The sequence below is a fragment of the Halomicrobium urmianum genome (genome assembly GCF_020217425.1).
Classification (GTDB): Archaea; Halobacteriota; Halobacteria; order Halobacteriales; family Haloarculaceae; genus Halomicrobium; species Halomicrobium urmianum.
The window spans coordinates 35619-59937 of record NZ_CP084091.1; the positions used below are offsets into that span (position 1 = coordinate 35619).

A 24319-nucleotide genomic window follows, 5' to 3' on the forward strand; every position below is an offset into this window, starting at 1 on the left:
GTTCCCCGTAGCGCCACCTGATCCAATATTATCCACCTGATAGTGTCGCCCTGTCGAAAATACGGGCGACAGCAGAACCCCCAGACGGTGCGCCACGAGGCGACCTGGCGAACTGGCTGGCGACGGAAGCGAAGTCGGGGGTTGCCGTCAGAACTCGTTACCGAGCGTCTCGAGTCCGTCGCAGCCGTGGTCTTTGATTCCGCCCCGGAGCGTGTTGCGCTTGAGGTAGACGTTCGCGCTATCCGGGTAGAGACTGTACGCCTCCTCGTCGCCGTAGGATTCGGCGTAGATCTCCTCGACGTGCGTTCCGTCGCCGATGTCGATGATCGGGAGCTCGCTGGCGCGGTACTCGCCCTTGAAGATGGTGACGTCGTCGCCCGTGTTCACGACGGCGCGGCGCTGGCTCCCACCGGACTGGTCGACCGTGACCGCGCCCAGCCGGGTCTCGTCCCGGTCGTTTCGGACGGCGGCCTTCGCCGTCTCGTCTCCCACGCTCCCGACGAAATCGACGTACTCACAGAGGACCCGACCGGTGTTGTCGCCGTCGTTGATCTCGATACCGAACCCGCCGGGGGTGTGCATCTCCACGCGTGACTCGAGCACTACCACCTCACCGCAGTTCGGTGACGTGACGATCCCGTTGGTCACCTCGTCGCCCGAAATCGTGACGTCGGCGTTCTCGATCCAGGCCGACGTACAGCTGTTCATCACCGAGATACCGAAACTGTTCGGAAGCGGCGCCGTATTTCTGACGGTGACGTCCCTGACCTCGATGTCTCCGCCGCGTTCGAGCCGGATGCCGCGGTGAGACTCGTCCCGCGGTCGGTTCTGGTCGACGACGACCGTCGCTCCCCGGATGGAACTGCCGTCGCCACCGATGCGGAGACACGCCGCGTTGCTGTTCGAGAAGTGACCGCCCTCGACCCTGATGGTGCCATCGCCTCCCGAAGCGTACAGGCCGTTGTCCGGAAACGCACCGACGACGCAGTCCCGGAAGGTGAGCGTGCCGGAATTGCTGTTGGCCAGCAGTCCGGTCGGTCCTCTCCAGATGTTGCCCTCGTTGGGCGTCTCGTCCTCCCACGCACCGCCGTCGGGGACCTCGAACGCTTCGACGAGGCCGGTTCCTGCAGGGTCGGAGACGGCGAACGATCCCGGCCCCCACGTCCCGCTGTCGTGTTCGCCGTGGACCGTGACGTTCCGGACCTCGAGGCCGTCGTCGACGACGGTTTCGATGACACGGATACCGGTGTCGGGCGACGTCTGGTCGACGTCGAACCCGTCGAACACGAGACGATTCCCGGGGTTGTAGGGCACACCCAGTCGGAACAGTCGATACTGCGGTCCCGCGAAGTCGTAGTAGTCTGCGGGGATCAGCGTCGCGTCGTTGCCGACGAGTCCGAAGTTCTCGAACCCGCTAAAACGCACCTGCTCGTCCATGTAGTACTCCCCCGGCGGGAACACGAGCAGCGTGTCGTCGGCGCGGTACTCCCGAATGACGTCGACGACGGATTCCCGACCGGTGTCGTCCGCGCCGGCTTCGACGATATCTACGACCGTCCCGAACTCCTCGAAGTACCTGTCGATCCGGTCTGTTGTGGTCTCCGCACTCGCAGTTCCTCCCAGTAGAACGCCACCGAGAACAGTCGTCGAAATGCCGTGAAGTACCTCGCGTCGTCCGAATCGGGCGTTGCCCGACCGCGTCGATCCGTCCGCGACGTTTTCTTCGTCAGAGTTGCTTAGCACGATTACTCTACTTGTATGCCTGTAGTTTACCGATAACAGTGTTTGGCTGTCCAGTTACAGACCTTAAATACCGACTAACGACGTGTTACCTGATTTAACTCAGTGTTCGGCGTCTATCGTCTATCTATTAAATACCAATTAATAGCCGTCAAAGCGCATCAGGCCGCCGTTCGCGGACGAAGCGTAACTGACTGTGATATCGGATCTGGCGACGGGAGACGGGCGTGTAGGTAGTGACTAATTCCCGTCGAACGGGGAGTGTGATCCTGACGAGTAGTCGCTACCACTGCGTGACGAGCTCCTACCAGAACAGTTTCGCTCGAGAGAGATCAGGCGTCGTCGGTATCCAGGTTGGTTTCGATGAGTCTACCGGTGGCACGCCGTATACGCTGTGAGACAGCTGACGACGAGATGTCGAGTTTGTCCGCGAGCTCTGACTGGGAGATGCGCCGAGGAACGTCGAAGTAGCCGGCCTCGTAGGCTCGCTCGAGCGTGTCACGCTGCTTGCCCGTCAAAACGCTGCGCTGTAAATACGTGTTGGCGTCGTCCCAGTAGAGCCGGTGGAGAGAGAGGTCGATCTCGCTCTCGACGCAGTCCGCCCGAAACCGCGTGAAAACGGTTCGATTGGGGAACTGCGCCCTGACTTCCCACTCGCCGTTCGAGCCTTCGGCGTCTACGAGTCGGGCGCCGTTTCGGACCACCAGCTGTGGGACCGTCACGGCCTCGCCGGCGAGCGTCACCCGGTAGGACCGCGCCCCGCGCCCGTGGCTGAGAGCGCGGGGATCCGAGACGGTGGCGTCAGTGTCGAGCGCGCGCTCGAACGCATCCAGGTCGTCGCCATACGCTGAAAATACGAGAAACGGGCCGTCGGGGTCCGGCACCACGTGTTCGGGTCGAAGAACGACGTCGGTGAGTTCCTCGGTCGCCGGCGTGAGCGCGATTGTCGGGTGCGAGAGGGCGAATTCACCGTTGATGACACACTCGGGAACGTCACCGCCCTGCCGCTCAGGCGGGTTCGATGCTGACCCGATCGGGCTCGAATCACCCGAATCGTCGTTCGCTGGAGGTCCGTGCTGCGGACGATCTCCGTTCCGGTCTTCCATAGAGGCCCCCAAGCTAATCCCCCGAAAAGTCGGTTGTCACTACGAGTGTAGTATCCCGTTCCGGCCTCGTTTTTCAACATAGTAGGACCCCTCTCGACCGGTCGTCGGACTATAGTAGAAATTGAACGCACTGACACACTCCAAGGGCACCCGGGGCGCCCTTCGATGTGTGAATAGTTTCAATTTCTACTATAGTTCCTGGTGACGATTCGACGGTCGTGATCGAGCAGGTTCAGGAGGACGTAGCGTTTGCGACCGTTGCCCGTCACGACTCACGGACACCGTAACTACTGTCGAAACTCGGTCTGATGGCTCGATCTGGTTCAACCAGATGGTTCAATCGTCTGGTTCAACCAAGTGAATGAATCAATTGGTTGTTTGAACAGGTGGCTATGCCGGCCTGCAGCACGTACGGCGAGGCCGGCGGCGTCGGCATGACGACGGCTGCAAACTTCGCCGACGCGTACGCTCGCGCCGGACTCGACACGCCCCCTCATCCCACTCGGCCGGCAGAAGGGGTTCGAACTCGGGCGTAACAGCCGGGAGGCGTATTCACGGGTATCCGGTGTGGGCCGGCGTTTCGGGTTCCCACCGAATCGTCCGTGCTGTGCCCCGACGTCTTCGATCGGAGCACGGGGGAGGGGCGTTTGCCTCCAGCGACCATCCTCAAAGCGCGCTGTCGGCGAAGCCGCCGTCGACGGTGAGTACCTCACCCGTGACGTAGGAGGCAGCGTCGCTCGCGAGATAGATGGCCGCGCCGACGATCTCCTCGCGGTCGGCGACGCGACCCAGGGGCGTCCGCCCGTCGATCTCCGCCCGTTTCTCTGTCCCTTCCGCGTAGGTCTCGGCGTTCTGGGGCGTGATGACGAATCCGGGTGCGATGGCGTTGACGCGGACCGCGGGGGCGAGTTCCTTCGCCGAAGCGCGAGTGAACGCCTCGACGCCGCCCTTCGCCGCTGCGTAGGCCGGCACGTCCGCCATCGCGAGCCGGGCAGCGAGCGAGGAGATATTGATGACCGCTCCACCGTCCTCCATCGCCGGCACCAGCGTTTGCGTAACCCGACGTACGCCATCGAGGGCCACGTCAGTGACGAAGTCCCAGTCCTCGTCGTCGATGTCGAGTACCGACTCTCGGGAGATCGCTCCCTGCGAGGCGACGACGACGTCGATCCCGCCGAAGGCGTCCTCGGCCGTCTCGCGAACGGCTTCGAGCGTCGACCCGTCAGTGACGTCGCAGGTGACCCGGGCAGTGTTCGCGCCGCGGTCCTCGATGGCCTGTGCGGTCTCCTCGACGGCCGCTTTGCGGCGACTCGTTGCGATGACGTCGGCGCCTTCCTCGGCGAACCCCAGGGCGATAGCCTGTCCGATGCCGCTCGTACCGCCGACGACGACTGCACGCTCGTCACTGACCGTCACTGGCGTGTGTGCGTACGAATCCATGTCCGAGCAGTGGTCGTATTCGCCTATTACGTTTGTGGGAGTCACCCACGACATCCCGATACACACTATCGCTCGACGAGTCTCCCCCGTAGTAGACGTCGAACGCACTGACACGCTCGACGGGCTCCCGATTTGGCCTTCGACGTGTGCGTAGTCTCAGTGTCCGCTATAGAATCGGTACTGACGATTCGGCGGACTTCGGCGAACGAAGTGATGATCACGCCTCTGTATCGGGGATGGCTGTCTCTACTCGCGACCGTCGGGCTGGTCATCGTCGTGAACGGCGATGGCGTCCTGTTCCAGCATGGCGTCGACCTCGTCGTCGCCGTATCCGAGTTCCCGGAGCACCTCCCGCGTGTGGCGACCGATTGCGGGCGGCGTATGGTCGACTGTCTGGTCCGCTTCAGACATCTCGGCAGGAAAACCGGTCGTTTTGAAGTCGTCGCCGTCGGGGCGATCGATCTCGAGGATCAGCTCGTTGTGTTGGACCTGCGGATTCGACTCGACCTCTGTCGGCCGGCGTACTTCGCTGGCCTGGACGTCGGCCTCGACGAGAGACTCAACGACCGTTTCGGCCTCGTGCTTGCGCGTGTGTTCCTCGATCTGGTCGTGGATTCCGTCCCGGTTCTCGAACAGCTCCTCCTGGGGGTCGTATTCGTCCAGCCCGTCCAGTTCGAAGGCATCTGCGATGTCGTCTATCGGTGACATACCGATGGCTACGTAGCCGTCGCTGGTTTCGTAGACTCCGTATGGCGGATAGAGATACGGATGTCCGTGGGTCTTCTTGCCACGCGGCAGGTCCTCGCCGACGTTCAGTGCGAAGGTGAGCTCGTTACACTGGAGATCGACGGCTGCGTTGAGGAGACTCGTCTCCACCTTCTGGCCTGTTCCCGTCCGTTCCCGATGGTAGAGGGCCTGGAGTGTGTGGAGCGCGGCCAGCGTGGCCGTGTGCTCGTCAACCACGACCGTGCCAGCGGGCGTCGGCGGGTCGTCGGCACGTCCAGTGTAGGAGGTCAGGCCGGTCATGGCCTGATAGATGAGGTCCTGTCCGGGACGATCCGAGTAGGGCCCCGAAGATCCGTAGCCGGTGATCTCGACGTAGACGATCTCTGGGTTGACCTCCGCGACGTCGTCGTACGAGAGGTCTAACCGGTCCATTACTCCAGGCCGGTAGTTGTGAACCAGCACGTCGGCTGATTCGACGATTTTCATCGCGGCCCGATGTCCTTCGTCGGTCTTGAGGTCGAGCGCGACGCTCCGCTTGTTTCGATTCATCGTGAGAAAGCCGATCCCCTCGCCGTCGAGAAGCCGACCGCGATAGCTCATCTCCCGCTGAACGTCGCCGCTCGGTCGTTCGATCTTGATCACGTCGGCACCCATGTCGCCCAGCTTCTGGGTCGACCACCCTCCGGCCATCAATTGCGTGAAGTCTGCGATAGTGACGTCTTCGAGCGATTGCACAGATCACGAGACACTATCTCGTCACATATAGATTGTGGTGGTCAGTACCACAGTCGAATCGACGGGTGCGTCGACTGACGCCAGAGCGTATCTGGAAACACCAAATGACTACCGAGCTGTCATGGTCGGACGGAGTCCGTGGATGCGGAAGGTCCGGTTCGTTCGCTCCTCGGGGCGAATCGGATTCTCACACTACTCGAGGACCGTAACGGGGTACGATTGAGGGGACTTGCGGACGTCTCATGTCGGCTCCCAACGTCTCGCACTATAGCAGAAACCGAAACAGTGTACACGTCAAAGGGCACTCTGGACCCCTTTCGAGCGTGTCAGTGGGTTCAATTTCTACTACGATCACGAAGATCGGACGGCTGTTCGAGGTGGAGGCAACGTCTCCCGAGACCTGAACCCGAACCGCGTTCACTAACCCGAAACGAGGGGGTTGTGATCGCAGAACTACCTGCCGAAATCAATGTCGGGGTACGCACTGCGGATCGGAGGGATCTATGCCGGTGAGAATAACATCGGTACATCTGTCACACTCGTATATGTCACGATTATCAATACTATATCGGCCAAACTACCTGTTGTGGGGCTATTATCCAAATGAAATTACTATGGTAAGTTCTCGTTTGTGTCATGCCATCGCCATCGTGTCAGTCCAGAGCCCGGGATCTCACTGGCGATCTCGCAGATTACGGGCAGGTGATGACTCGAAGGGCTGTCTGTCGCACGACGGGCGGTTCCAGCGGTTCAGAAGTACGGTTACGGATATCACACACCTCGTCCAAATCGACTGTCCTGGTAGACGAGGGGGCGTCAGTCGGGGAACAACGCCGACCGGTCGAGTTTGCCGCTCCGCGTGGTTGGTGGCTCCGCGAGTAATTCGACCTCGTCGGGGGCCTTGTGCGGGCCGAGGGTAGAGCGAACGTGCTGTCGGAGTCGCTCGGGGGACGGTGGTTCGGTTCCGTCGGCGGGAAACGCGAAGGCCTTGATCCGTTGGCCGCGTTCCTCGTCGGGTACACCCCCGACGGCCGCCTCGTTTACCGACGGCAGGTCGCACAGCGCCGACTCCACCTCGGCCGGACTCACGCGATAGCCGGCGGAGATGATGACGTCGTCAGACCGACCGACGAAGTAGAGGTATCCGTCCTCGTCGACCGTCGCGAGGTCGCCCGTCAGGTACTGTCCGTCGGCGAACCGTTCGGCTGTCGTCGCTTCGTCGTCCCAGTATCCCTCGAAGACGACCGGATCGGGGAGGTCGAGCACGATCTCACCCGCTTCGCCGGCGTCGACCGGTTCGCCGTCTTCGTCGACGACGCGACAGGCGTGGCCCGGATACGGCTTCCCCATCGAATCGTCTCTGGCGTCGAACAGCGCCTGACAGTTCCCGATGAGGGCGTTCGCTTCCGTCTGGCCGTAGGATTCGTTGACGACGACGTCGAGTTCGCGCTCCGCCCAGTGCCGAAGCGACACCGAGCATTTCTCGCCACCGCACATGATGACCTCCAGGCACGAGAGATCGACCGACGACGGGTCGCACTTGCTCTTCATCTGGGAGAGCGCAGTCGGCGGCAGGAACGCTCGAGACACGTCGAGATCCCCGACGAGTCGGAGTGCGTGCCGTGGATCGAAGCCGCTGCGGCGCCCGTGTGAGACGACAGTCCCGCCCATCGCGAGCGTCGGGAACACCACGTCGAACAGCGCACCTGCCCAGGACCACTCCGCGGGCGTCCATACCCGCTCACGGTGGTGGTCGTCGAACAGCTGGAACCAGAGCCGGTAGCTCGGCAACGCGCCGATCAGGTACTGGTGAGCCTGGACGACTCCCTTCGGCTTGCCGCTCGTTCCGGACGTGTAGACGATGAGCGCGGGGTCGTCGGATGCTGTCTCGACGACGTCGTGCGTCTCGTTGCCGTCGACGCGGTCGGCGTAGCCCCCCAGGTGACGCGTGGGCCCGTCGTATCGTCCCCCCGAGACATCGACGACGAGTCGCTCTCTCAGGTCGAGTTCGGCAACGACGCCTTCCAGCTCCTCGTGTATCTGCGAATCGACGAGGAGCGCGTCGGCGCCGCTGTGAGTGAGCGAGTGGCGCGCGGAATCGTCGCCGAGGATCACGGAGAGAGGTACTGCGATGCATCCGGTCCTGTAGATTGCGAGGTGAGAGACGAGTAATTCCGGCGACTGCGGGAAGCACACCGCGATCCGGTCGCCGCGTTCGAGGCCGGCCGCAGCGAGGCGGGCAGCCAGTGTCGTCGCGGCGTCGTCGAGTTCCGCGTACGTGAACTCGTGTCGTCCGCCGTCGTCGTCGGCGTGCGCGAGCGCCGTCGCTGCGGGCCGTTCGTCGGCGGTCCGTTGCACTGCTCCGGCGATGTTGTACACCTCGGGGACGTTCCACTCGAATCCCGAGACGAGGTCGTCGTACGTGGTCGACCCGTCGACGACCGGTAGCGAGTATCCCTCGGCCATTCCCCGGATAGTACTACAGAGCGCCGCTTGTACCTTTCGACGGGCGTCCCACGGTGGTACACGACCGTGACCACCAGTGAAGTTATACGGTGGTCGGTTGACGACCTTCCTATGGAGTATCAGGACATCGCGTTCGAGCGAGAGCCGCCAGTGGCGACGATCACACTCGACCGCCCGGAGCGACTGAACGCGCTCGCCGTCGAGACGTGGGCCGAGCTCCGCGACGCGCTGGAGGAAGCCGACGCGGACGACGACGTCCGGGTCGTCGTTCTCGCGGGGAACGGCAAGGCGTTCTGCTCGGGCGACGACATCTCGGACTTCGAGTTCGAGACGGCGGGCGACGCCCGCGCCTACGCCAAGCACATCCTCTCCTGTGGCCTGACCATCGAGCGGATCGAGACGCCCGTCGTCTCGAAGGTCCACGGGCTCGCACACGGCGGCGGGTGCGAGATCGCCGCCATCGCCGACGTCACCGTCGCCAGCACCGAGGCGACGTTCAGGCTCCCGGAGTCGCTCGTCGGCGCGGTGCCCGGGATCGGACTCGTTCGCTTCCCGGAGCTCATCGGCCTCAAGCGGACGCGGGAGTTGATGCTGACGAACCGCGAACTCGACGCGAAGGAGGCCCACGAGTACGGGCTCGTCAACGAAGTCGTCGCTCCCGAAGACCTGGACGACGCCGTGGCCGAGCGCGCTGAGGGGATCGCGAAGACGGCGCCGATGTCTGCGCGGCTCATCAAACGCATCTGTAACTCGCGCCTGGAAGACGAGGCCGAGGCGGTCAACGCGCTGTCGCTCATCTTCACGATGGACGACGTCGTGGAAGGCATGGACGCATTCTTCGACGATCGGGACCCCGAGTGGACCGACAGCTAGCTCACGGGGTGTCCCACGCGACGTGGCCGTCTCGCTCGTCAGTGACGAGGTCACCGCGCTCCACGTGGGCGTCGAAGTGGGCCGTCAGCGGGTAGGCCAGGTCGAGGTCGAGCCCGAAGCTACCGCGCTGCTCGACGACGGCGTCGATGGCCTCGCGGAGCGTGACCGGTCCCCGTTCCTCGGTGATCTCGAGCGTCAGAGCGTCGAACTCGCTCACGAAATCCAGCGACTCCTGGACGAAGGTCTCGATCTCTACCCCCCGGAGCACGTCGTAGTGAGTGAACGAGAGGACGTCGGGATCGAGTGCGTCGACGAGCTGGATCGTGTTCTCGTACTCGGGGTACAGGTAGTACGGTGGGGGCTGGAGGTACTCCCCGTCGACGTCGGTGAGGCCGCGGCCGAAGAACGCGTCGCCACCGATGACCAGGTCGTGCGCGGGGTCGTGGAGCGCGACGTGACCGGCGGTGTGGCCCGGCGTGTGGAGGACGCGGACCTGCCGGTCGCGGACCCGGATCGACTCCCCGCCGCGCAGCCGCAGATCGACGTCCTCGTCGGGCCCGATCATGCCCGTGAGCCAGTCGATCGTCTCCGAGTCGTAGCCGATGCCGTGATCGGCTTCGAACATCCGATACCGCTCGGCGAAGACCCGGTCCTCGCTCTCGGCGAGGGGCGCGTCGGCCGCGTGGGCCGCGATGGTGACGTTTTGCCCGCGTTCGCAGAGCTCGTGCGACCCGCCGAAGTGATCGGCGTCGGCGTGGGTCACGATCGCCATCCCGACGTCGGTCAGCTCCCAGCCGAGGTCGCGCAGGGCCGGTTCGTACACCGTAGTCGGCGCGTCCGCGAACCCGGGATCGACGAGTATCGGACCGCGTGCGCCCTCGAGTACGTGGTAGCCGTGCAGCTTCCCGTCGGTGACCGTTTCGATGCGGTGGACGCTGGGTGCGAGTTCCTCGATGTCGATGTCGTCGCTCATGTCGTCCTGACCCTCGTGTTCACCACTCCGACCGAGGTCATAAACCTAGGCCGCGAGGACGGGCCGGATTGTGGTGAATCGTTAAGACAGGAGAGCCACAAGCATTCGGGGAGGCGGTACGAGTGAATTCCATACAGCACGACGGACGCACGGTGATCGTCACCGGCGGAGCGAGCGGGATCGGGCGCGGGATCGCGCTCTCGTTCGCCGACGCCGGCGCGAACGTCGTCGTCGCCGACGTCGAGCGCGACCCGAAGCAGGGCGAGCGCTACGAGACGGACGCGACGACTCCCACGGACGAACTGGTGAACGCGGGCCACGACGGCGAGGCGATATACGTCGAGACGGACGTCAGCGACCCCGACAGCGTCGAATCCATGGTCGACGCCGCCCTCGAGGAGTACAGCCGGATCGACGTGCTGGTCAACAACGCCGGCGTCTACGTCCCCGGCGACTCCCAGGAGATCTCGGTCGAGGACTGGGAGACCGTCATCGGCGTCGACCTCGACGGGGCGTTCTACTGCGCGAAGTTCGCCATCCCCCATCTCAAGGAGACCAGCGGCGCCATCCTCAACGTCGGGTCGGTGAACTCCCAGGAAGGGGGCGCGGGGCCGCCCTACGCCAGCGCGAAGGCGGCGGTGGTCAACCTGACCCGGGACCTGGCGGTCGAACTCGGCGAGCACGAGGTCAACGTCAACGCCATCTGCCCGGGGTTCATCGAGACCGCGATCCAGGACTATCACACCGAGGAGAGCCTCCAGGTGGAGCTCGAGCACACCCTGCTCCCCCACGCCGGCACGCCGACCGACGTCGGCAACCTGGCGGTGTTTCTCGCCAGCGACCTCGCTTCGTTCATCCACGGCGAGGAGATATACATCGACGGCGGCTGGACGGCCCACAGCCTGTGACGACCATGTCAGGACGACCAGCAGACGCCGATGCGTACGACCTGCTCATGGACCGCGTCGCCGCCACGCTCGAGGAGACCGGGTCGGCGTTCCCGTACATCGCCGATCCCGAAACCGGGGCGTGGCAGGTGACCGAGGACGGCAACTGGTGTGGCGGCCACTGGGTTCACCTGCTGTGGCTGGCCTACGAACACACGGGCGAGGAGCGGTTCGCCGACGCCGCGCGCGAACACACGGACGCCGTCGTCGAGGCGATGCCGCGGGACGCGATGTTCTGTGGCATGAACTTCCACTACGCCGGCTTCCGCGCCGCCGACGTTACTGGTGCGGGCGAACACCGCCGTCTGGGCATCGAAGGCGCCGACGCCAGCGTCGACTTCTACCACCAGGGCGCGCGCCAGATACCCCTCGGTACGCTCGAGATAGAGGGGCCGGCGACGGAGTTCCGCGGTCCCGAGTCCGACCGCGGGCCGTCCGGCGACGTGCTCGGCGCGGTCGACGCGATATACACGTCGCTGCCGGTCCTCTGGCGGGCCTACCGTGAGACGGGCGATCCCGCGTACCGCGACACGGCGGTCTCGCACGCGGACCGCCACCTGGACTGGTACATCCGCGAGGACGGGCGGACCTGGCACCACGCCGAGTTCGATCCGGACACCGGTGAGCTGGTCCGCCAGTACAACGAACTCGCCTACTCGGACGACACCTGCTGGGCGCGTGGCCAGGGCTGGTGCATCGCGGGGCTGGCCCGCGCGTACCGGGAGACGGGCGCAGACCGCTACCTCGACGCTCTCGAACGCACGGTCGAGTACTACAGGGACCACGTGCCCGATGATCTGGTCCCCTACTGGGACTTCGAACACCCGGACGCCCCCGACGTCCCGCGGGACACGAGCGCCGCCGCGTTAGCCGCGTACGGGCTGACGGGCCTCGAGGACGACGAGACTCGCGACCTGGTCGAATTCGGGAACCGGATCCTCGACTCGCTACTGGCAGACTACCTGACTCCCACCGACGCGGACGACGACCGGCCCCCCGGGATGTTGCTCGAGGGCTGTTTCAACGGACCAGCCGGCTACGCCGACCGGAACGAACTCGTCTGGTCGGATTACTACCTCGCGTACGCGCTCCACCGCAGACTCGGTAAGTGAGGCCTGCTCCACCACCATGCTTTTAGTGCTATCCTGCCCATGTTATGACGATTCACACCATGGTACGTAGTCCCGACGAGATCGCAGGTCGGATACAGCACACCGAAGTCCGACCGACCGCCGATCAGGCTCGCATCGAGGAACTGTGTGACGAGTGCGTCGAACACGGGTTCGACGGGGCGATGGTCCAGGCGTGCTGGGCGCCGCTGGCCGCCGACCGCCTCGAAGGCACTGACGTGACAGTGTGCAGCGCGGTCGGGTTTCCCATGGGCGGTGACCGGCCGATCTCGAAGGCCGCGGCGATCCGTGACGCGCTCGCCGCGGGGGCCGAGGAGATCGACGTGATGCCCAACATCGGCTTCGTCAAATCCGGCCGCTGGGACGACGTGCGCCGGGAGATGGAACTGCTCGTCGAGGCCAGTGGCAACGCGCCGATCAAGGCGATGCTCGAACTCGGTGCCCTGGACGACGACGAGGCCGAACGGCTCGTCGACGTCGCCGTCGAGGCGGGCTTCGATTACATCAAGAATTCGTCGGGCTGGGGCGAAGGCGGGAAAGCGACCGTCGACCGGATCCGCTTCCTGCGTGACCGGGCGCCCGACGACGTCGAGGTCAAGGCCAGCGGCGGGATCAAGACGCTCGAGGGTGCGCGGGAGTTGCTCGACGCTGGCGCCGTTTTGCTCGGCGCCTCGAGCGGCGTCTCCATCGTCGCGGGAGAGGTCGGCGATGGCGAATACTGACCCCGCCGTCGCCGTCGTCGGTAGCTACAACGTCGGACTGACGATGACGGTCGACGAGTTCCCCGGGCCCGGCGAGACGGTCATCGGCCGGGACTTCGCCGAGGGCCCGGGCGGCAAGGGCTCGAACCAGGCTATCGCTGCGGCCCGACTCGGTGCCGACGCCCGGTTCGTCGGCAGGGTCGGCGACGATCGCTACGGCGACGACGCGCTCTCGCTCTGGGAGCAGGAAGGCGTCGCCGTCACAGACGTCGACCGAGACGACCGGGCTCACACAGGCGTCGGCTTCGTCGTCGTCGACGACGACGGCGAGAACGAGATCACCGTCGCACCGGGGGCCAACGACCGCCTGTCCGCGGCGGACGTGCGCGAGGCGACCGCTGCCATCGACGACGCGAGGTCCCTGCTCGTCCAGCTCGAGATCGGCGACGACCCGGTCCGTGCTGCCGTCGAGACGGGCGACGCGGCCGGCGCGTACGTCGTCTGCAACCCCGCGCCGGCCCGCGAACTGGACCCCGCCGTCCTCGAGCACGTCGACTACCTGACGCCCAACGAGCACGAGGCCCGGACGCTCGCCGGCGTCGAGGGGGAGGCGACCGACGAGGAAGTCGCCCGCGAACTGCTCGACCTCGGCGTCGAGACGGTCGTGATGACGCGCGGATCGGCCGGTGCGCTCCTCGTGGACGACGGCGGCGGCGAGCGGGTGGAGACGCCGAGCGTCGACGTCGTGGACACGACCGGTGCCGGCGACGCGTTCAACGGCGCCCTCGCGGTGGCCCTGGCCGAGGGCCGCGACGACGTGGCGGCGCTTCGATTCGCCTGTGCGGCCGGCGCACTCGCCGTCACGGAGAGCGAGGTCGTTCCCGGGCTTCCCGCCCGCTCCGCGGTCGAGGACCTCGTTCAGAAGACGTGGTGAGGCGGTCGATCTGTAGCAGAAATTGAAACTATTCACACATCGAGGGGCGTCAGGGGTACCCCTCGAGTGTGTCAGTGCGTTCAATTTCTACTATAACTACGGCGATTCGCCGTACATCTCCTCGTATCGGCGTTCGTACTCGGCCGGCATCGTGACGCTCTCGTCGTCGAACCAGTCCTTCGGGTCGGTGCCACACTCGATGACGACGTTCCCCCAGGGGACGAAGTCGCCGGTCCGGACGATCGCTTTCGCCCGCTCGCCGTATTCGAGGATCGTTTCGTGGGCCGTCGTTTCGAGTTCGGCGCCCGACCCCTCGTAGAGGGTCCGGAGCCGTTCGTCCATCTCGGGGTTCATCTCCGGTACGTCGTCGGCGTAGAGGACGCGCTCGGGCACGAGCTCCTCGTGGACGGCTTCGAGCACGTCGAACAGCCGGGGGACGCCCCGGGTGAGCGCGAGGTCGATCCGCCAGGCGTCGTCCGGGACGGGGAACCCGGCATCGACGACCATCAGTGCATCCGTGTGGCCCATGCTCGCGATGGCGTGGCTCAGCTCCGCGTTGAGGATTGCGTCGGCGTCGCGCTTCATGATCCGGGTATGCGATTGGTCCCCAGTACCATGAAACGGGGGGTCTCCGTCCCCCTCGGAGACGCCCGCCGAACGGCAGTTCGAGCGACGTCGATCGGGAGCGGAAGAGGAGCGGAGAAACGGGACGGGTCAGCGCCTGATGAATATGTCAAGCAGGACGGCGAGGATGATCACGATGCCCGTGAGGAACTCCTGGATCTCGACCGAGAGGCCGTTCAGGACGAGCAACACCGGAATGACGCCGATGACCAGAGATCCGAGGAACATCCCGGGCAGCGACCCCTCGCCACCGAAGAGGTTCGTCCCGCCGATGACGACCGCCGCGATGATCAGCAGCTCGAACCCGCTCCCGGCAGAGCCGAACATCGAGCCGAAGTACGAGATGGCGACGACGCCGGCGAACGCGGCGAGGGCCCCGGTGAGCACGAAGTTGAGGATCTTCACGCGGTCCGTGTTGATCCCGGTCATCTCCGCGGCCTCCTGATCGTCACCGGTTGCGTAGACGTGGTAGCCGAACCGGGTCTTCCGGAGGAGCAGTCCGAACACGACCGTGAGCCCGATCGCCCAGAAGACCTGATGGGCGATCTCGAGACCGAATACGGTGATGCTCCCGCCGAAGACGTCGATCAGTCCGAGGTCGGGCGTCTGTCTGGACCCCGCGGGGGTCAGGTAGTACGCCACGCCCCGGAGGATGCTCAACATCCCGATCGTGGTGATGAGCGACGGGACGCCCGCTTTCGTGACGATGACCCCGTTGGTGAGGCCGACGACCACGCCGATGAGGAGCACGGCTACCAGTGCCACCAGAACGGTGAGCCGGTAGTCGTTGAGCAACATCGCGAACGAGATCCCGCCGACGGCGTACATCGATCCGACGGACAGGTCGAACTCGCCGCCGATGATGAGGTACGTCATCCCGATACCGATGATGACGTACGGTGCGATCTGGCGGAGCAACCGGGACGTGATGCCCGACATGTCGTCCCAGTTGAAGAAGATGTCCGGTCGGGTGACGGCGATGAGACCGAACAGCACCAGGAAGCCGAACAACACACCGACTTCCCGGCGCTGGAGGAGCAACTCGCGGAGGGACCCCGCCGCCCGATCCGCCGCCGACGTACCGGGGCTCTCTGCGGTCCCGCCGTCCGTCACGTGGTCCGGTTCATCGCTCATGCGCTGGCCCCCTCTGAGGACTGGGACAGCTCGAAGTCCTCGAACTCCTCCTCGTCTTCGGCACCCATCATCAGCGCGATGACCTCGTTTCGCGACACCTCGTCGGTGTCGCGTACGCCCATCAGACGGCCCTGGGCGAGCACCGAGAGCCGGTCCGCGAGGCCGAGCACGTGACGGATGTTGTGGCTGATCAGGATGATCGTCAGCCCCTGGTCCCGCAGTCCGTCGATGACCCGGAGGACGTTACGTGCGCCCTCGATCGAGAGAGCGCTCGTCGGCTCGTCCAGGATGAGGATATCCGGGTCAGACTGGAGTGCTCGGGCGATCGCGACGGCTTGCTGTTGACCTCCGGAGAGGTTCTTTACCTTCGCCCTCGGGTCGACCGGGATCTGCACTTTGTCGAGGCTCCCGCGCGCCTCCTTGATCATCTGTTCCTCGTCGACCAGGCCGAGCCATCGCCCCAGCCGACCGCCTTTGACGGGTTCGTGTCCGAGGAAGACGTTGGCTGCGACCGTCTGATTCTCCGCCAGTGCCAGGTCCTGATACACCGTCTCGATCCCGCGCTCCCTGGCGTCGTTGTAGTCGTCGAACTCGACCGGCTCGCCCCGTATGTAGATCGTCCCGCTCGTCGGCTTGTGGATCCCACAGAGTGCCTTGATTAGCGTCGACTTGCCGGCCCCGTTGTCGCCCACCAGCGCCATGATCTCTCCTTTCCGGACCGAGAAGTCCACGTCCTCTACCGCGTGGATGTTACCGAACTGTTTCGAGAGCGCTTCGGTCTGTAGCATCGTATCAGTTTCAGACATAATATGGGTCGATGAATGGTTTCGTCAGGCGTGCTCGGAGGCGATCAGGCGTTGTGGAAGTTCCGAAGCTCGCCCCAGCCACCGGACCGTTCCATCGCGAATTCGATGTTCGACTGGTCGATGACCTCAGCGCCAGTCGCGTAGTCCTTCGGCGGGATGCCACGATCCATGTACGCGAACAGCTGCATCGTGGGCATGTATCCCTGGCTGTACGGGTCCTGCCCGATGGTGTAATTTAGGACCTCGTTGTTGATGTGTTCGAGCGTATCGGTTGTCAGATCGAATCCGCCACCGACGACTTCGTCGGTCATGTCCTGGTTCTCCAGTGCGTTGCCGATGAACCACGTGAACGCGTCGGCACCCATGATGCCGTCGAGCTCCGGGTTCGACGTCAGGTGGTTCTCGATGCGCGAAATCCCCTCGTTGGAATCGCCGGTGTAGTTGAGCCTGTCCGTGAGCTCGATGTCCGAGTTTTGCTGGATCGCCATCTCCATTCCGTCCGCCCGGGCGGACAGCGCGCTGTGCCCGGGGTCGGAGAGACCCGGCGTCACCAGGCTCGCGTCGTCGGGCAACCGATCGAGCATCGCCAGACCACAGACGTACCCGGCGGCGACCTGATCCTGACCGGTGTAGGCGAGCGCGCGGCCGTACTTCTCGCGCATCTGGTCGCGGGAGAGCGCGAGGGTGTTGTAGGTGACGACCGGGATGTCGTTCTCCAGCGCGCGGTTGATCACGTTGTCGAAGGCAGACGGGTCGGGAATCGTCGTCGCGATCACGTCCGGACCGGAGTCGACGGTGGACTCCAGAATGCTCACCTGCTCTTCGACGCTGAACCCGCTGGACGGGCCGGTGAAGTTGGCGCTCCACCCCAACTGACTGGCCGCGTCGTGCAGTCCGGCGATGGTCGGGTCGAAAAAGGACGTGCTCGCGTCGTGTGTGACCATCGTGACCTCGCGCTCGGGCGGCTCGGACGAGAAGTCGAGCTCCGTCGGCGGCGGATTCAGCTCTACCAGCTGGTACTCCGGCGCGTCTCCGCTGGCACCGCCGTTGCCGCTGCTGCCGCCACCCCCGCCTGTCTCGGTCCCCTCCCCGTCACCGCCGCGCTGCAGGGCGCTACAGCCTGCTATGCTTCCTAGCCCCCCACTGCGGAGATCGCACCGAGCTGGCGCATGACCCCTCGACGGGACATGCCCGCACCGGCACGGACGTTTGTACGGCTCTCATTGCTGTCACTGTTGTCACCACGTGACATGGGTGCTGCTATGAGATCATCGTAATATATAATTAACGATAGTTATTTCATTATATTGCTATCTATGGCGAAATCCGCCCTAGATGGTTTTTAAATGGCATCGTTTGGATGAGTTGATCACGGTAGAACCGTTCGGTGAGAGGAATCGTACACGCCAGATGGAGTCTACCGTCGGTTAGCCCATCAGGTTCCTGCCATCGGTTGATCCATCGGGTTCAATCATCTGGTTCAATCAATCGGTTCGACCAATTGATTATATCAATCGGTTCCACTATCTGTCCAATCGTCTGATTCAACCGTTCGAACGCGTACATAGGGTGTTCGAACTACGACGGCGAACGAGCGGATGCGTCGGCCTACAGCATCCGTAGGGAGGCTGGCAGCGTCGGCAAGACGACAGCAGCCCCAAACCCCGCCGCCGCGTCGAATACGACGTCGACCGCGTCATCCGGGCTAGCGAAGAAGCGGGGTTGCCCAGCCGAACCGGGGCACGTCTTCTCGACGGTCCCTGGGCGTTCGCTTTCGCCCGGAGCGGTGCAGTTTTGGGACACCCATCTGCGCGTCGAGTTGCGAACGACAGAAACCGTTCACGAGCGTCGGCTGCCCGGTCCACTCGCCGTCGAAACCACGGACCGGGAGCACGGTTCGCTGGGTGGCTGCAATCCCGTCAGCTACTCGAGTGCGACGACGAGCAGGACGGCAGCGACCAGCAGGAACAGGAGGGCACCGACCGGCTGTCGACCCGTCCCGACCTGGTACAGTCCGTATCCCGCTCCCGCCGCGACCGCGCCGACGCCCACGCTGCCGGCGAGGTGGACGACCTCCAGGCGGCGCGTGTCAGCCGCCCGTCCGAGCTGTTCGCCGACGCTGATAGCGGTACCACCGACGTCCCACGCGACCACTGCCGCCGCGACGCCGAGGAGCACCCAGACGACCGGTGCCCCCTGACTCCCGGCGATCAGCGCGGCGACGAGCAGCCCGAACGCCCCGACGGTGACGCCGCCAGTCCGCCCGAATCCGACACCGACGCCGACCAGCGCCAGCCCGACGGAACCGACCGCGAGCGCCGGCCACGAGTAGAAGCCGCTCGCCCCTAGCGAGATCACTGCCACGCTGACTGCGACCCAGCTACTGAGCCGAACCGGGTCACGATCGATCGTTGTCATCGTGCCCCTCCGGTCGGCTGCCGGGCGAGCGCGACGTCGAGCGGCCGGTCCCACGCCCAGTCGACGACTGGGACGCCGGTCTCGCGAAGCGTCAGTATCCGGAGCCGGCGCGCGACGCGGGCCAGCCGGTGGCTGCCCGAGGCGTCGATCGTCGGATCCGGCGCGACGACCGTCACCGGATAGCCGGACGCCTCGAACCGCCGGGCCAACCGATTCGCCGCGTCGTCGCACAGCGGCGTGCAGAAGACGATCTGCGTCTCCGGCGCCAGCCGCTTCCGGAAGCGCCGGTGCCACGCCACGGTCGAGGACTGCTCGTCGGTCGGGACCGGTCGTAGCGCCGGATGCGTCGCGAGCAGTTCCCGCGCCTGCATCCGATGCTCCCGGCCGGCGTCGGGCGCGAGCCAGCAGGACTGCGACCCGACTGCGGCGATCCCGACCTGGTTCCCCGACGCCGCCAGCGACGCGAAGAGCCGGCCGGCGGCCGCGACTCCCCGGTCGACAGCGTGGGGCGGCCCGCGGTCCGGTGCGACGCAGGCGTCGGCCCGTGCGTCGACGAGTAGCACGACCCGGGTGGACCGCTCCTGCCGGAACGTGACGGTCGTCAGCTCTCCCGTTCGGGCCCGGCGATTCCAGTCGATCCGGTTGGGGGGATCGCCGGGCCGGTACTCGCGGGTCGCGTGGAACTCGATCCCGTCGCCGCCGGTCGCGGTCTCGACCTGGCCGGCGAACGGCGTGGTCAGCGCTCGGAGCGGTGCCGGTTCAGTCGTCGGTCGAAGCGGAGGGAGACATGTCACTGTCGTCGGCGACTCGACGAGTTGTTCCCGTTCGACGGCGCCGGCCAGGTCGCGCGTGACGATCAGCGCTGGGGTGAAGGTGTAGACGCCCCGCCGCGCGGTGATCGTGTATTCGAGGCTGGTGCTCTCGGCGGACCGCAGCGCCGTCCCGAGCCGCGGCGACCCGTCGGCCACCGCAAGTGCTGCGGGCACGCCGTCGACGAGTCGAACGTCGGGAAGGGGGCGGCCGCTCTCGTTGGTCACGGTGACCGTCACCGTAACCTCGTCGCCGGGGTCCGGGTGCCGCTCGTCGACCGTCCGCTCGATCGCGACGCTCCCCGGGCGGAGCGCCTCGGATCGCGCGAACGCGGCGTACCCGACTCCGACGACGCCGGCCAGCAGGACCGCCGGTTGCTCACTCAGGATCCCGGTGCCGATTCCGAGCAGGGCGACGACGCTGACGCCCCGCCAGTGACCAGTCAGGTGGGCGTCACGGAGACGACGGTCTGCGCTCTCCGCGTCGCCGGACTGCGACCCGGGGGTCGTCCACTCGGTCGAGGCAGTGTCGCTGCTGGCTCCCGCCTCCCGTACGACCCCGCGAATCCGATCGAGCACGCCCTCGTCGTCCGGCGACGGCGGGACGCCAGCGATCGCCGTGATCGCGTCGATCGTACGTTCGATACCGCGGCTGAACGCTGACCTTCGGTCCAGAACGTCCCGGAGCCGTGACTCCGCGGTGTGGTCGGCCGTGCTATCGTCACCGAGGAAGGCCGCCGCGTAGCGATCAGTCGTCCACTGTCCAGCGTCGAGTCGTTGCCGGGCCTCCGCCTCTGAGGCGTCAGTGTACTGCGCGAGAACGGCGACCGCGGCTGCACGGAGCCCGTCCCTGACGCGGCTCTGATACTGGAAGAACCGCCGCTGATCGAGGAACCCCGACACCACGGACTCGAGGTTGTCACCGGGCGTCGGGGACGGGGGCGCGGCTTCCGGATCCGGCGTCTCGGCCTCGTCGAGCTCGGCGTGCCGACGCGCCTGAACGACGCGCAGCGCCTGGACGAGCGCCCCGAGGCCGACGACGGTCACGAAGGCCCTGTCGAGGCCGATGCTGACAGCGCCAGGAACGGCGAGGGCGAGCGCCCCGATCGCCAGCGACAGCAGACCGCCGACGACGGCGAGCCGGCGTCGGTTCACGACCCGTCCTCCGTGTACCTGGCTTCGATGCGCCGGAGGACGTCGATCGCCCGCTGCTCGTGGTCCTCGTCCGGCTCGACGTTCCCGTACCGGACCGTCTGGAACAGCCGCGTGAGCTCTCGTACGTCCGTCCGGCCCATGCCGGCGTCGATCGCGGCGTCGGCGAACTCGGTCGGGGTGCTGGTCTCCGGGTCGTCGACGTCGAGCAGTCCGGTCATCTCACGCCAGGCGCGGTAGACCTCGTTCTCGACGTCCTCGGTCTCCTCGAGGTTGTCGGCCGCCCGTCCCGCAGCCTGTCCGACGGCTGCCGCGTCCGCGTCGTCCGTCGTCTCGGGCGCACTGGTCGTCGCCTCGGACGAGTCACTTCGATCCCTGAAGACGGCGGCGAGACTCCCGACGAGGACGACGCCGAGAACGAACGTCGCGAGCAGCGGAAACGGAGACGGCTGCGTCGACTCGCCGCCACCGCCGCCGCCGACGGGGTTCCCGTCGATGGGCGCCGGCAGCGCGGGAGCCGGCGGACTGGCCTGGAAGGACAGGAACTGAGCCAGAAGCGCGAAGAGACCGAGAAGCACAGCGGTGCCAGCGACGACGCGCAGGACCGATCGCCAGTAGACGTAGAGATAAGCGAGGACCGCGAGCGCTGCCAGCGCCGCTAGCAGGACGAGTATCTCCGAGAGAAACGGGATCTGAAGGGCGTTGCCCGGTGAGTCGCCGTACTGGGGCGGTGCGAGTCCGCCGGTGCCGGACCCCTCACCACTGCCGGGCCCGTCGGGACCGCTCGGTTCCGTCGACACCGTCGAATCGAGTGTCGCGGCTGCGAACGTCACGGCGAGCACTGCGAGGGCGGCGAGGACGATGGTGCGAGACGTCTGGTCCATTGCTAGGGGAAGCCCTGTTATCGGCCTTCGTGGCCGTCGACCGCAGTTACCGCGTGTCTTCTGACTGTCTATCGTCTATTCCATAAAGGAACGGGTTCGATGACTGGCGTCGCTGCCCGTGCATCCCGGCAGCTGGAGACTCGATCGGCACGGCGCAGTTCCGCGTCTACGACCGAGTCGAGCACACCTCTCCATCGGCTCTCGACGATGTCGTCGGGTTCCACGGGAGGGGCCTCCAAGGCGCTTGTCGCGGTGAGGAGACCAGCGACGTCGTCGTCTTCAACCACCAGCGGGAGTCCCTGGCTTTCGTCCTGGCACCGGTCGATGAACACGCCACCGATGGAATGTCCGACAGGTAGGTGTGCAAACTGATGTTACATTTCATCCAAAGATACCTACCCATTTGGGCAGAGCTATTACCAATATTCAAAGCAGATAATACACGTCGGGAAACGAGAGTTATCGCCCTCCACAATCATGGATAACAGACTCGATTGGGATCCTGAATTACAGGTGTACCGCGTGAACCTCGATGCGATTGAGTACCGGTCGATAAGTGTCGCCGTCGTTCGGAGCGTCGCCGTGCTCGAGGATACGTCGCCAACTGCCCTCCAACCGCTTCAGAAATCTATCGATCCCGACGCGCTCGATGACCTCTTGCGCCAAACGGACGAAGATACACGTGAATGCCGAATTCACTTCCGGTATCAGGGATACAGTATCAGAGTCATCGCGGATAGTGAAATCAGACTGTCACCCAGTGGTAATACGGAAACGATAGCTGCATCCGGCAGGTAGAACGTCTGCACTGATCAGTTCGGCTGACCCTTGATCGTACTGTGGCAGCATCCCGGAGTCGCTACGACTGGTGAGTCACGACGCACTATCTTGCGACGGATTGCCCAACAGTCGCACGTCGACCGAGCAGCACGACACCCGATGTGAACGGTGCGATTTAGAGTTCGGACACCAGGTCCTGGTGGCCAGGGTCTAACAGCTACTCTTTCCCGTTGAAGATCCCCCTGAAAGGCTGAGAAGCGGCGTTATCGTCAGACTCCCGGACCGGTGACGAGTAGTTCATGACTGCTTGTTGATAGTGGTCGCGTATCACCCGAAGAACGCGTTGCCCGGTAAATACTCGAAGGAGCGGAGCGAATACCACGTGACATAAATACCAATTAGCACAAATGCCGTACTCCCTACGAGACGTGCAACTCGCCCGTACTTGCCGAGTGATACTGTGTTGCCAGTGACGCGGGCGGCTACGCTCACACCGAGAATGAGCGTTCCCATTCCTACTGCAAATGCAACGAATACAGCGAGTCCACCAACTAATCCTTCGGTCGTGAACGACGTGAGCACCATTCCCAAAAACACCGGGAGGTTACATGCAAGGCTCCCAACCCCATAGATGATACCGAATACAACAAAGGCGGGAATCGTCGCCGAGCCACGCTCAGGCAATCGAATCGACTGTAACGGCGAGATGTTGTAATAGTACAAGATACCAATGCCAATCAGGAGCGGCCCCACAAGGAGTTCCATTGAAACGAGATACGGCTCGATCCACTGCCCGAGAACGAGAACGATCCCACCGATTAGTAAATAGATAGCGATCACCCCGAGTGTCACGAAACCGCCGACGCGAACTCCATCTCTCACGGCACGTTGTCCAAGCCCCAGTAGCATGAGAACGGTGCCGGCGACAACAACTACAACTGGGGGAATATAACTACCTGTCCCGAGTTTCGCAATCGGGACAATTAGATTGTAGCCGGGGAGGAGGACACGGATACCAGCGACCGCCATGTAGAACAGCGGAATCGCTCCGGCGAGAAACACGATGACGCCGTGAACGAGGACTATTGATCGGAGCAGACTGCGTTCTCCTCCGGATGTCTGATCAGTCGGACTCGGATTCTCATCGTGCGTATAGAAATACGAGAGGTAGGCTGGGAGGAGGCCGACGCTACACGGCGCGAAGAACATCAATACCCCCGCAGCGTAGGCCGCTACGAGTATTGATGGAGACGAGAACGGTTCCATCGGTTACTTCTCCCCGCCGACTGGTGTGAATGCACAGGACTGTGGGTCACCGGCTCGGGAGAGATCGCTTCCGAAAAGTAAGATTCCGCCTACCCGGAGTAGATTTCCATGGAATCGGAGCGCTGCGAGTGCGCCCGCGAATCTCGATAGACCTAGCACGTCGGCTCCACAGCTCGCACAGCCTGACGCAAGAAGCCCCGGGATGACACTCCACAGGCCGCTCGTTCGGGATAGCCCGAGTTGCTTCACTCGGCTGACTGCGTTTGTGACTGCAACACCTCCAAGAATCGCCCGACTCCTCGATAGTGAGATGGGACGGTCCATATTGCGCACTGGGTGTTGTCCGTATAAGCCGGTACTGACGATATGCCGGGCCTGCAAAAACCTGTGACGCACTGACAGAGCTTGACTCTTACAATATCAGGAGTGAGCCAGAGATCAAACTCGAAATTCATATTCTGTATACATTTTTCCTCAGAAGTAGAAAAGCGGTTTCTGAGGGAGCGCCGGTTTAACCCCACGTCATCAAAGTGACTATTTGCAGCAATCTAGACTGTGAAGTTGTGGCTCTTCGCGATCTCGAGGGGTAGTTTGATACGTCCCCTTTTAATCTCCCAACCGAATTTCGAGCTCAGATCACTCTATTCTGGCAAATCTCTCTTCAGCGCGAACCCA

The 24319-nt window shown here is 64.3% G+C and carries 20 protein-coding genes; 6 read left to right on the forward strand and 14 right to left on the reverse strand.

Annotation, left to right across the window (positions count from 1 at the left end; translation table 11 throughout):
* Window positions 1-147 precede the first annotated feature (147 nt).
* From LCY71_RS17050 to LCY71_RS17075, 5 genes are all read right to left on the reverse strand, one after another.
* Window positions 148-1743: a right-handed parallel beta-helix repeat-containing protein gene (locus LCY71_RS17050; protein ID WP_225336132.1), complete on the reverse strand. Its 1596-nt coding sequence runs from the start codon at window positions 1741-1743 to the stop codon at window positions 148-150.
* Window positions 1744-2072: 329 nt separating this feature from the next.
* A complete protein-coding gene (locus tag LCY71_RS17055) occupies window positions 2073-2846 on the reverse strand; it encodes a helix-turn-helix domain-containing protein (RefSeq protein ID WP_225336133.1) in 774 nt (257 codons plus the stop codon).
* 666 nt (window positions 2847-3512) lie between these two features.
* Window positions 3513-4286, reverse strand: coding sequence for an SDR family NAD(P)-dependent oxidoreductase (locus tag LCY71_RS17065; protein ID WP_225336134.1), 774 nt, complete (start codon window positions 4284-4286; stop codon window positions 3513-3515).
* Window positions 4287-4532: 246 nt separating this feature from the next.
* Window positions 4533-5747 (reverse strand): CaiB/BaiF CoA transferase family protein, encoded by a 1215-nt coding sequence (locus tag LCY71_RS17070; RefSeq protein ID WP_225336135.1) that lies wholly within the window; start codon window positions 5745-5747, stop codon window positions 4533-4535.
* Between the two features lie 816 nt (window positions 5748-6563).
* Window positions 6564-8213 carry an acetate--CoA ligase gene (locus LCY71_RS17075; protein WP_225336136.1) on the reverse strand — a complete coding sequence of 550 codons (1650 nt, stop codon included), beginning with the start codon at window positions 8211-8213 and terminating at the stop codon, window positions 6564-6566.
* A 111-nt stretch (window positions 8214-8324) separates the two neighbouring features.
* On the opposite strand from LCY71_RS17075, the gene LCY71_RS17080 reads away from it, so the two are divergent.
* The gene (locus LCY71_RS17080; RefSeq protein WP_225336137.1) at window positions 8325-9086 is read left to right on the forward strand and encodes an enoyl-CoA hydratase/isomerase family protein; all 762 of its coding nucleotides are present in this window, start codon (window positions 8325-8327) and stop codon (window positions 9084-9086) included.
* A 1-nt stretch (window position 9087) separates the two neighbouring features.
* Here LCY71_RS17080 and LCY71_RS17085 read toward each other — a convergent pair whose 3' ends face one another.
* Window positions 9088-10059 carry an MBL fold metallo-hydrolase gene (locus LCY71_RS17085; RefSeq protein ID WP_225336138.1) on the reverse strand — a complete coding sequence of 324 codons (972 nt, stop codon included), beginning with the start codon at window positions 10057-10059 and terminating at the stop codon, window positions 9088-9090.
* Between the two features lie 122 nt (window positions 10060-10181).
* Between LCY71_RS17085 and LCY71_RS17090 the strand changes: the two genes are divergently transcribed.
* The 4 genes from LCY71_RS17090 to rbsK are packed head-to-tail and all read left to right on the forward strand — an operon-like array spanning window position 10182 to window position 13771.
* Window positions 10182-10967, forward strand: a complete 786-nt coding sequence (locus LCY71_RS17090) for an SDR family NAD(P)-dependent oxidoreductase (protein ID WP_225336139.1) — start codon at window positions 10182-10184, stop codon at window positions 10965-10967.
* Window positions 10968-10972: 5 nt separating this feature from the next.
* Window positions 10973-12118 (forward strand): glycoside hydrolase family 88 protein, encoded by a 1146-nt coding sequence (locus LCY71_RS17095; protein ID WP_225336140.1) that lies wholly within the window; start codon window positions 10973-10975, stop codon window positions 12116-12118.
* 59 nt (window positions 12119-12177) lie between these two features.
* Window positions 12178-12858 (forward strand): deoxyribose-phosphate aldolase, encoded by a 681-nt coding sequence (gene deoC, locus LCY71_RS17100; protein WP_225336141.1) that lies wholly within the window; start codon window positions 12178-12180, stop codon window positions 12856-12858.
* Entirely contained in the window at window positions 12845-13771 is a 927-nt protein-coding gene (gene rbsK, locus LCY71_RS17105) for a ribokinase (RefSeq protein ID WP_225336142.1), read from the forward strand. The genes deoC and rbsK overlap by 14 nt, the downstream gene beginning before the upstream one ends.
* Window positions 13772-13867: 96 nt before the next feature.
* Here rbsK and rbsD read toward each other — a convergent pair whose 3' ends face one another.
* The 7 genes from rbsD to LCY71_RS17140 form a co-directional block, all read right to left on the reverse strand.
* Window positions 13868-14356: a D-ribose pyranase gene (gene rbsD, locus LCY71_RS17110; protein WP_225336143.1), complete on the reverse strand. Its 489-nt coding sequence runs from the start codon at window positions 14354-14356 to the stop codon at window positions 13868-13870.
* 129 nt (window positions 14357-14485) lie between these two features.
* Window positions 14486-15529 carry an ABC transporter permease gene (locus LCY71_RS17115; RefSeq protein WP_225336144.1) on the reverse strand — a complete coding sequence of 348 codons (1044 nt, stop codon included), beginning with the start codon at window positions 15527-15529 and terminating at the stop codon, window positions 14486-14488.
* Complete coding sequence (locus LCY71_RS17120) at window positions 15526-16335, reverse strand: ATP-binding cassette domain-containing protein (RefSeq protein WP_225336145.1); 810 nt, start codon at window positions 16333-16335, stop codon at window positions 15526-15528. Before LCY71_RS17120 ends, LCY71_RS17115 begins: the two co-directional genes overlap by 4 nt.
* Before the next feature lie 44 nt (window positions 16336-16379).
* Window positions 16380-17279, reverse strand: coding sequence for a sugar ABC transporter substrate-binding protein (locus tag LCY71_RS17125; protein WP_225336146.1), 900 nt, complete (start codon window positions 17277-17279; stop codon window positions 16380-16382).
* A gap of 979 nt (window positions 17280-18258) precedes the next feature.
* Entirely contained in the window at window positions 18259-18753 is a 495-nt protein-coding gene (locus LCY71_RS17130) for a DUF7519 family protein (RefSeq protein WP_225336147.1), read from the reverse strand.
* Complete coding sequence (locus LCY71_RS17135) at window positions 18750-20717, reverse strand: DUF58 domain-containing protein (protein ID WP_225336148.1); 1968 nt, start codon at window positions 20715-20717, stop codon at window positions 18750-18752. Before LCY71_RS17135 ends, LCY71_RS17130 begins: the two co-directional genes overlap by 4 nt.
* Window positions 20714-21598, reverse strand: a complete 885-nt coding sequence (locus LCY71_RS17140) for a DUF4129 domain-containing protein (protein WP_225336149.1) — start codon at window positions 21596-21598, stop codon at window positions 20714-20716. The genes LCY71_RS17135 and LCY71_RS17140 overlap by 4 nt, the downstream gene beginning before the upstream one ends.
* A 477-nt stretch (window positions 21599-22075) precedes the next feature.
* On the opposite strand from LCY71_RS17140, the gene LCY71_RS21735 reads away from it, so the two are divergent.
* A complete protein-coding gene (locus tag LCY71_RS21735; RefSeq protein ID WP_225336150.1) occupies window positions 22076-22396 on the forward strand; it encodes a HalOD1 output domain-containing protein in 321 nt (106 codons plus the stop codon).
* A gap of 309 nt (window positions 22397-22705) precedes the next feature.
* Here the strand turns inward: LCY71_RS21735 and LCY71_RS17150 are convergent, their stop codons facing one another.
* On the reverse strand, window positions 22706-23644 hold the full coding sequence (locus LCY71_RS17150) for a cytochrome c biogenesis CcdA family protein (protein ID WP_225336151.1): 939 nt from the start codon (window positions 23642-23644) through the stop codon (window positions 22706-22708).
* Window positions 23645-24319: the final 675 nt, after the last annotated feature.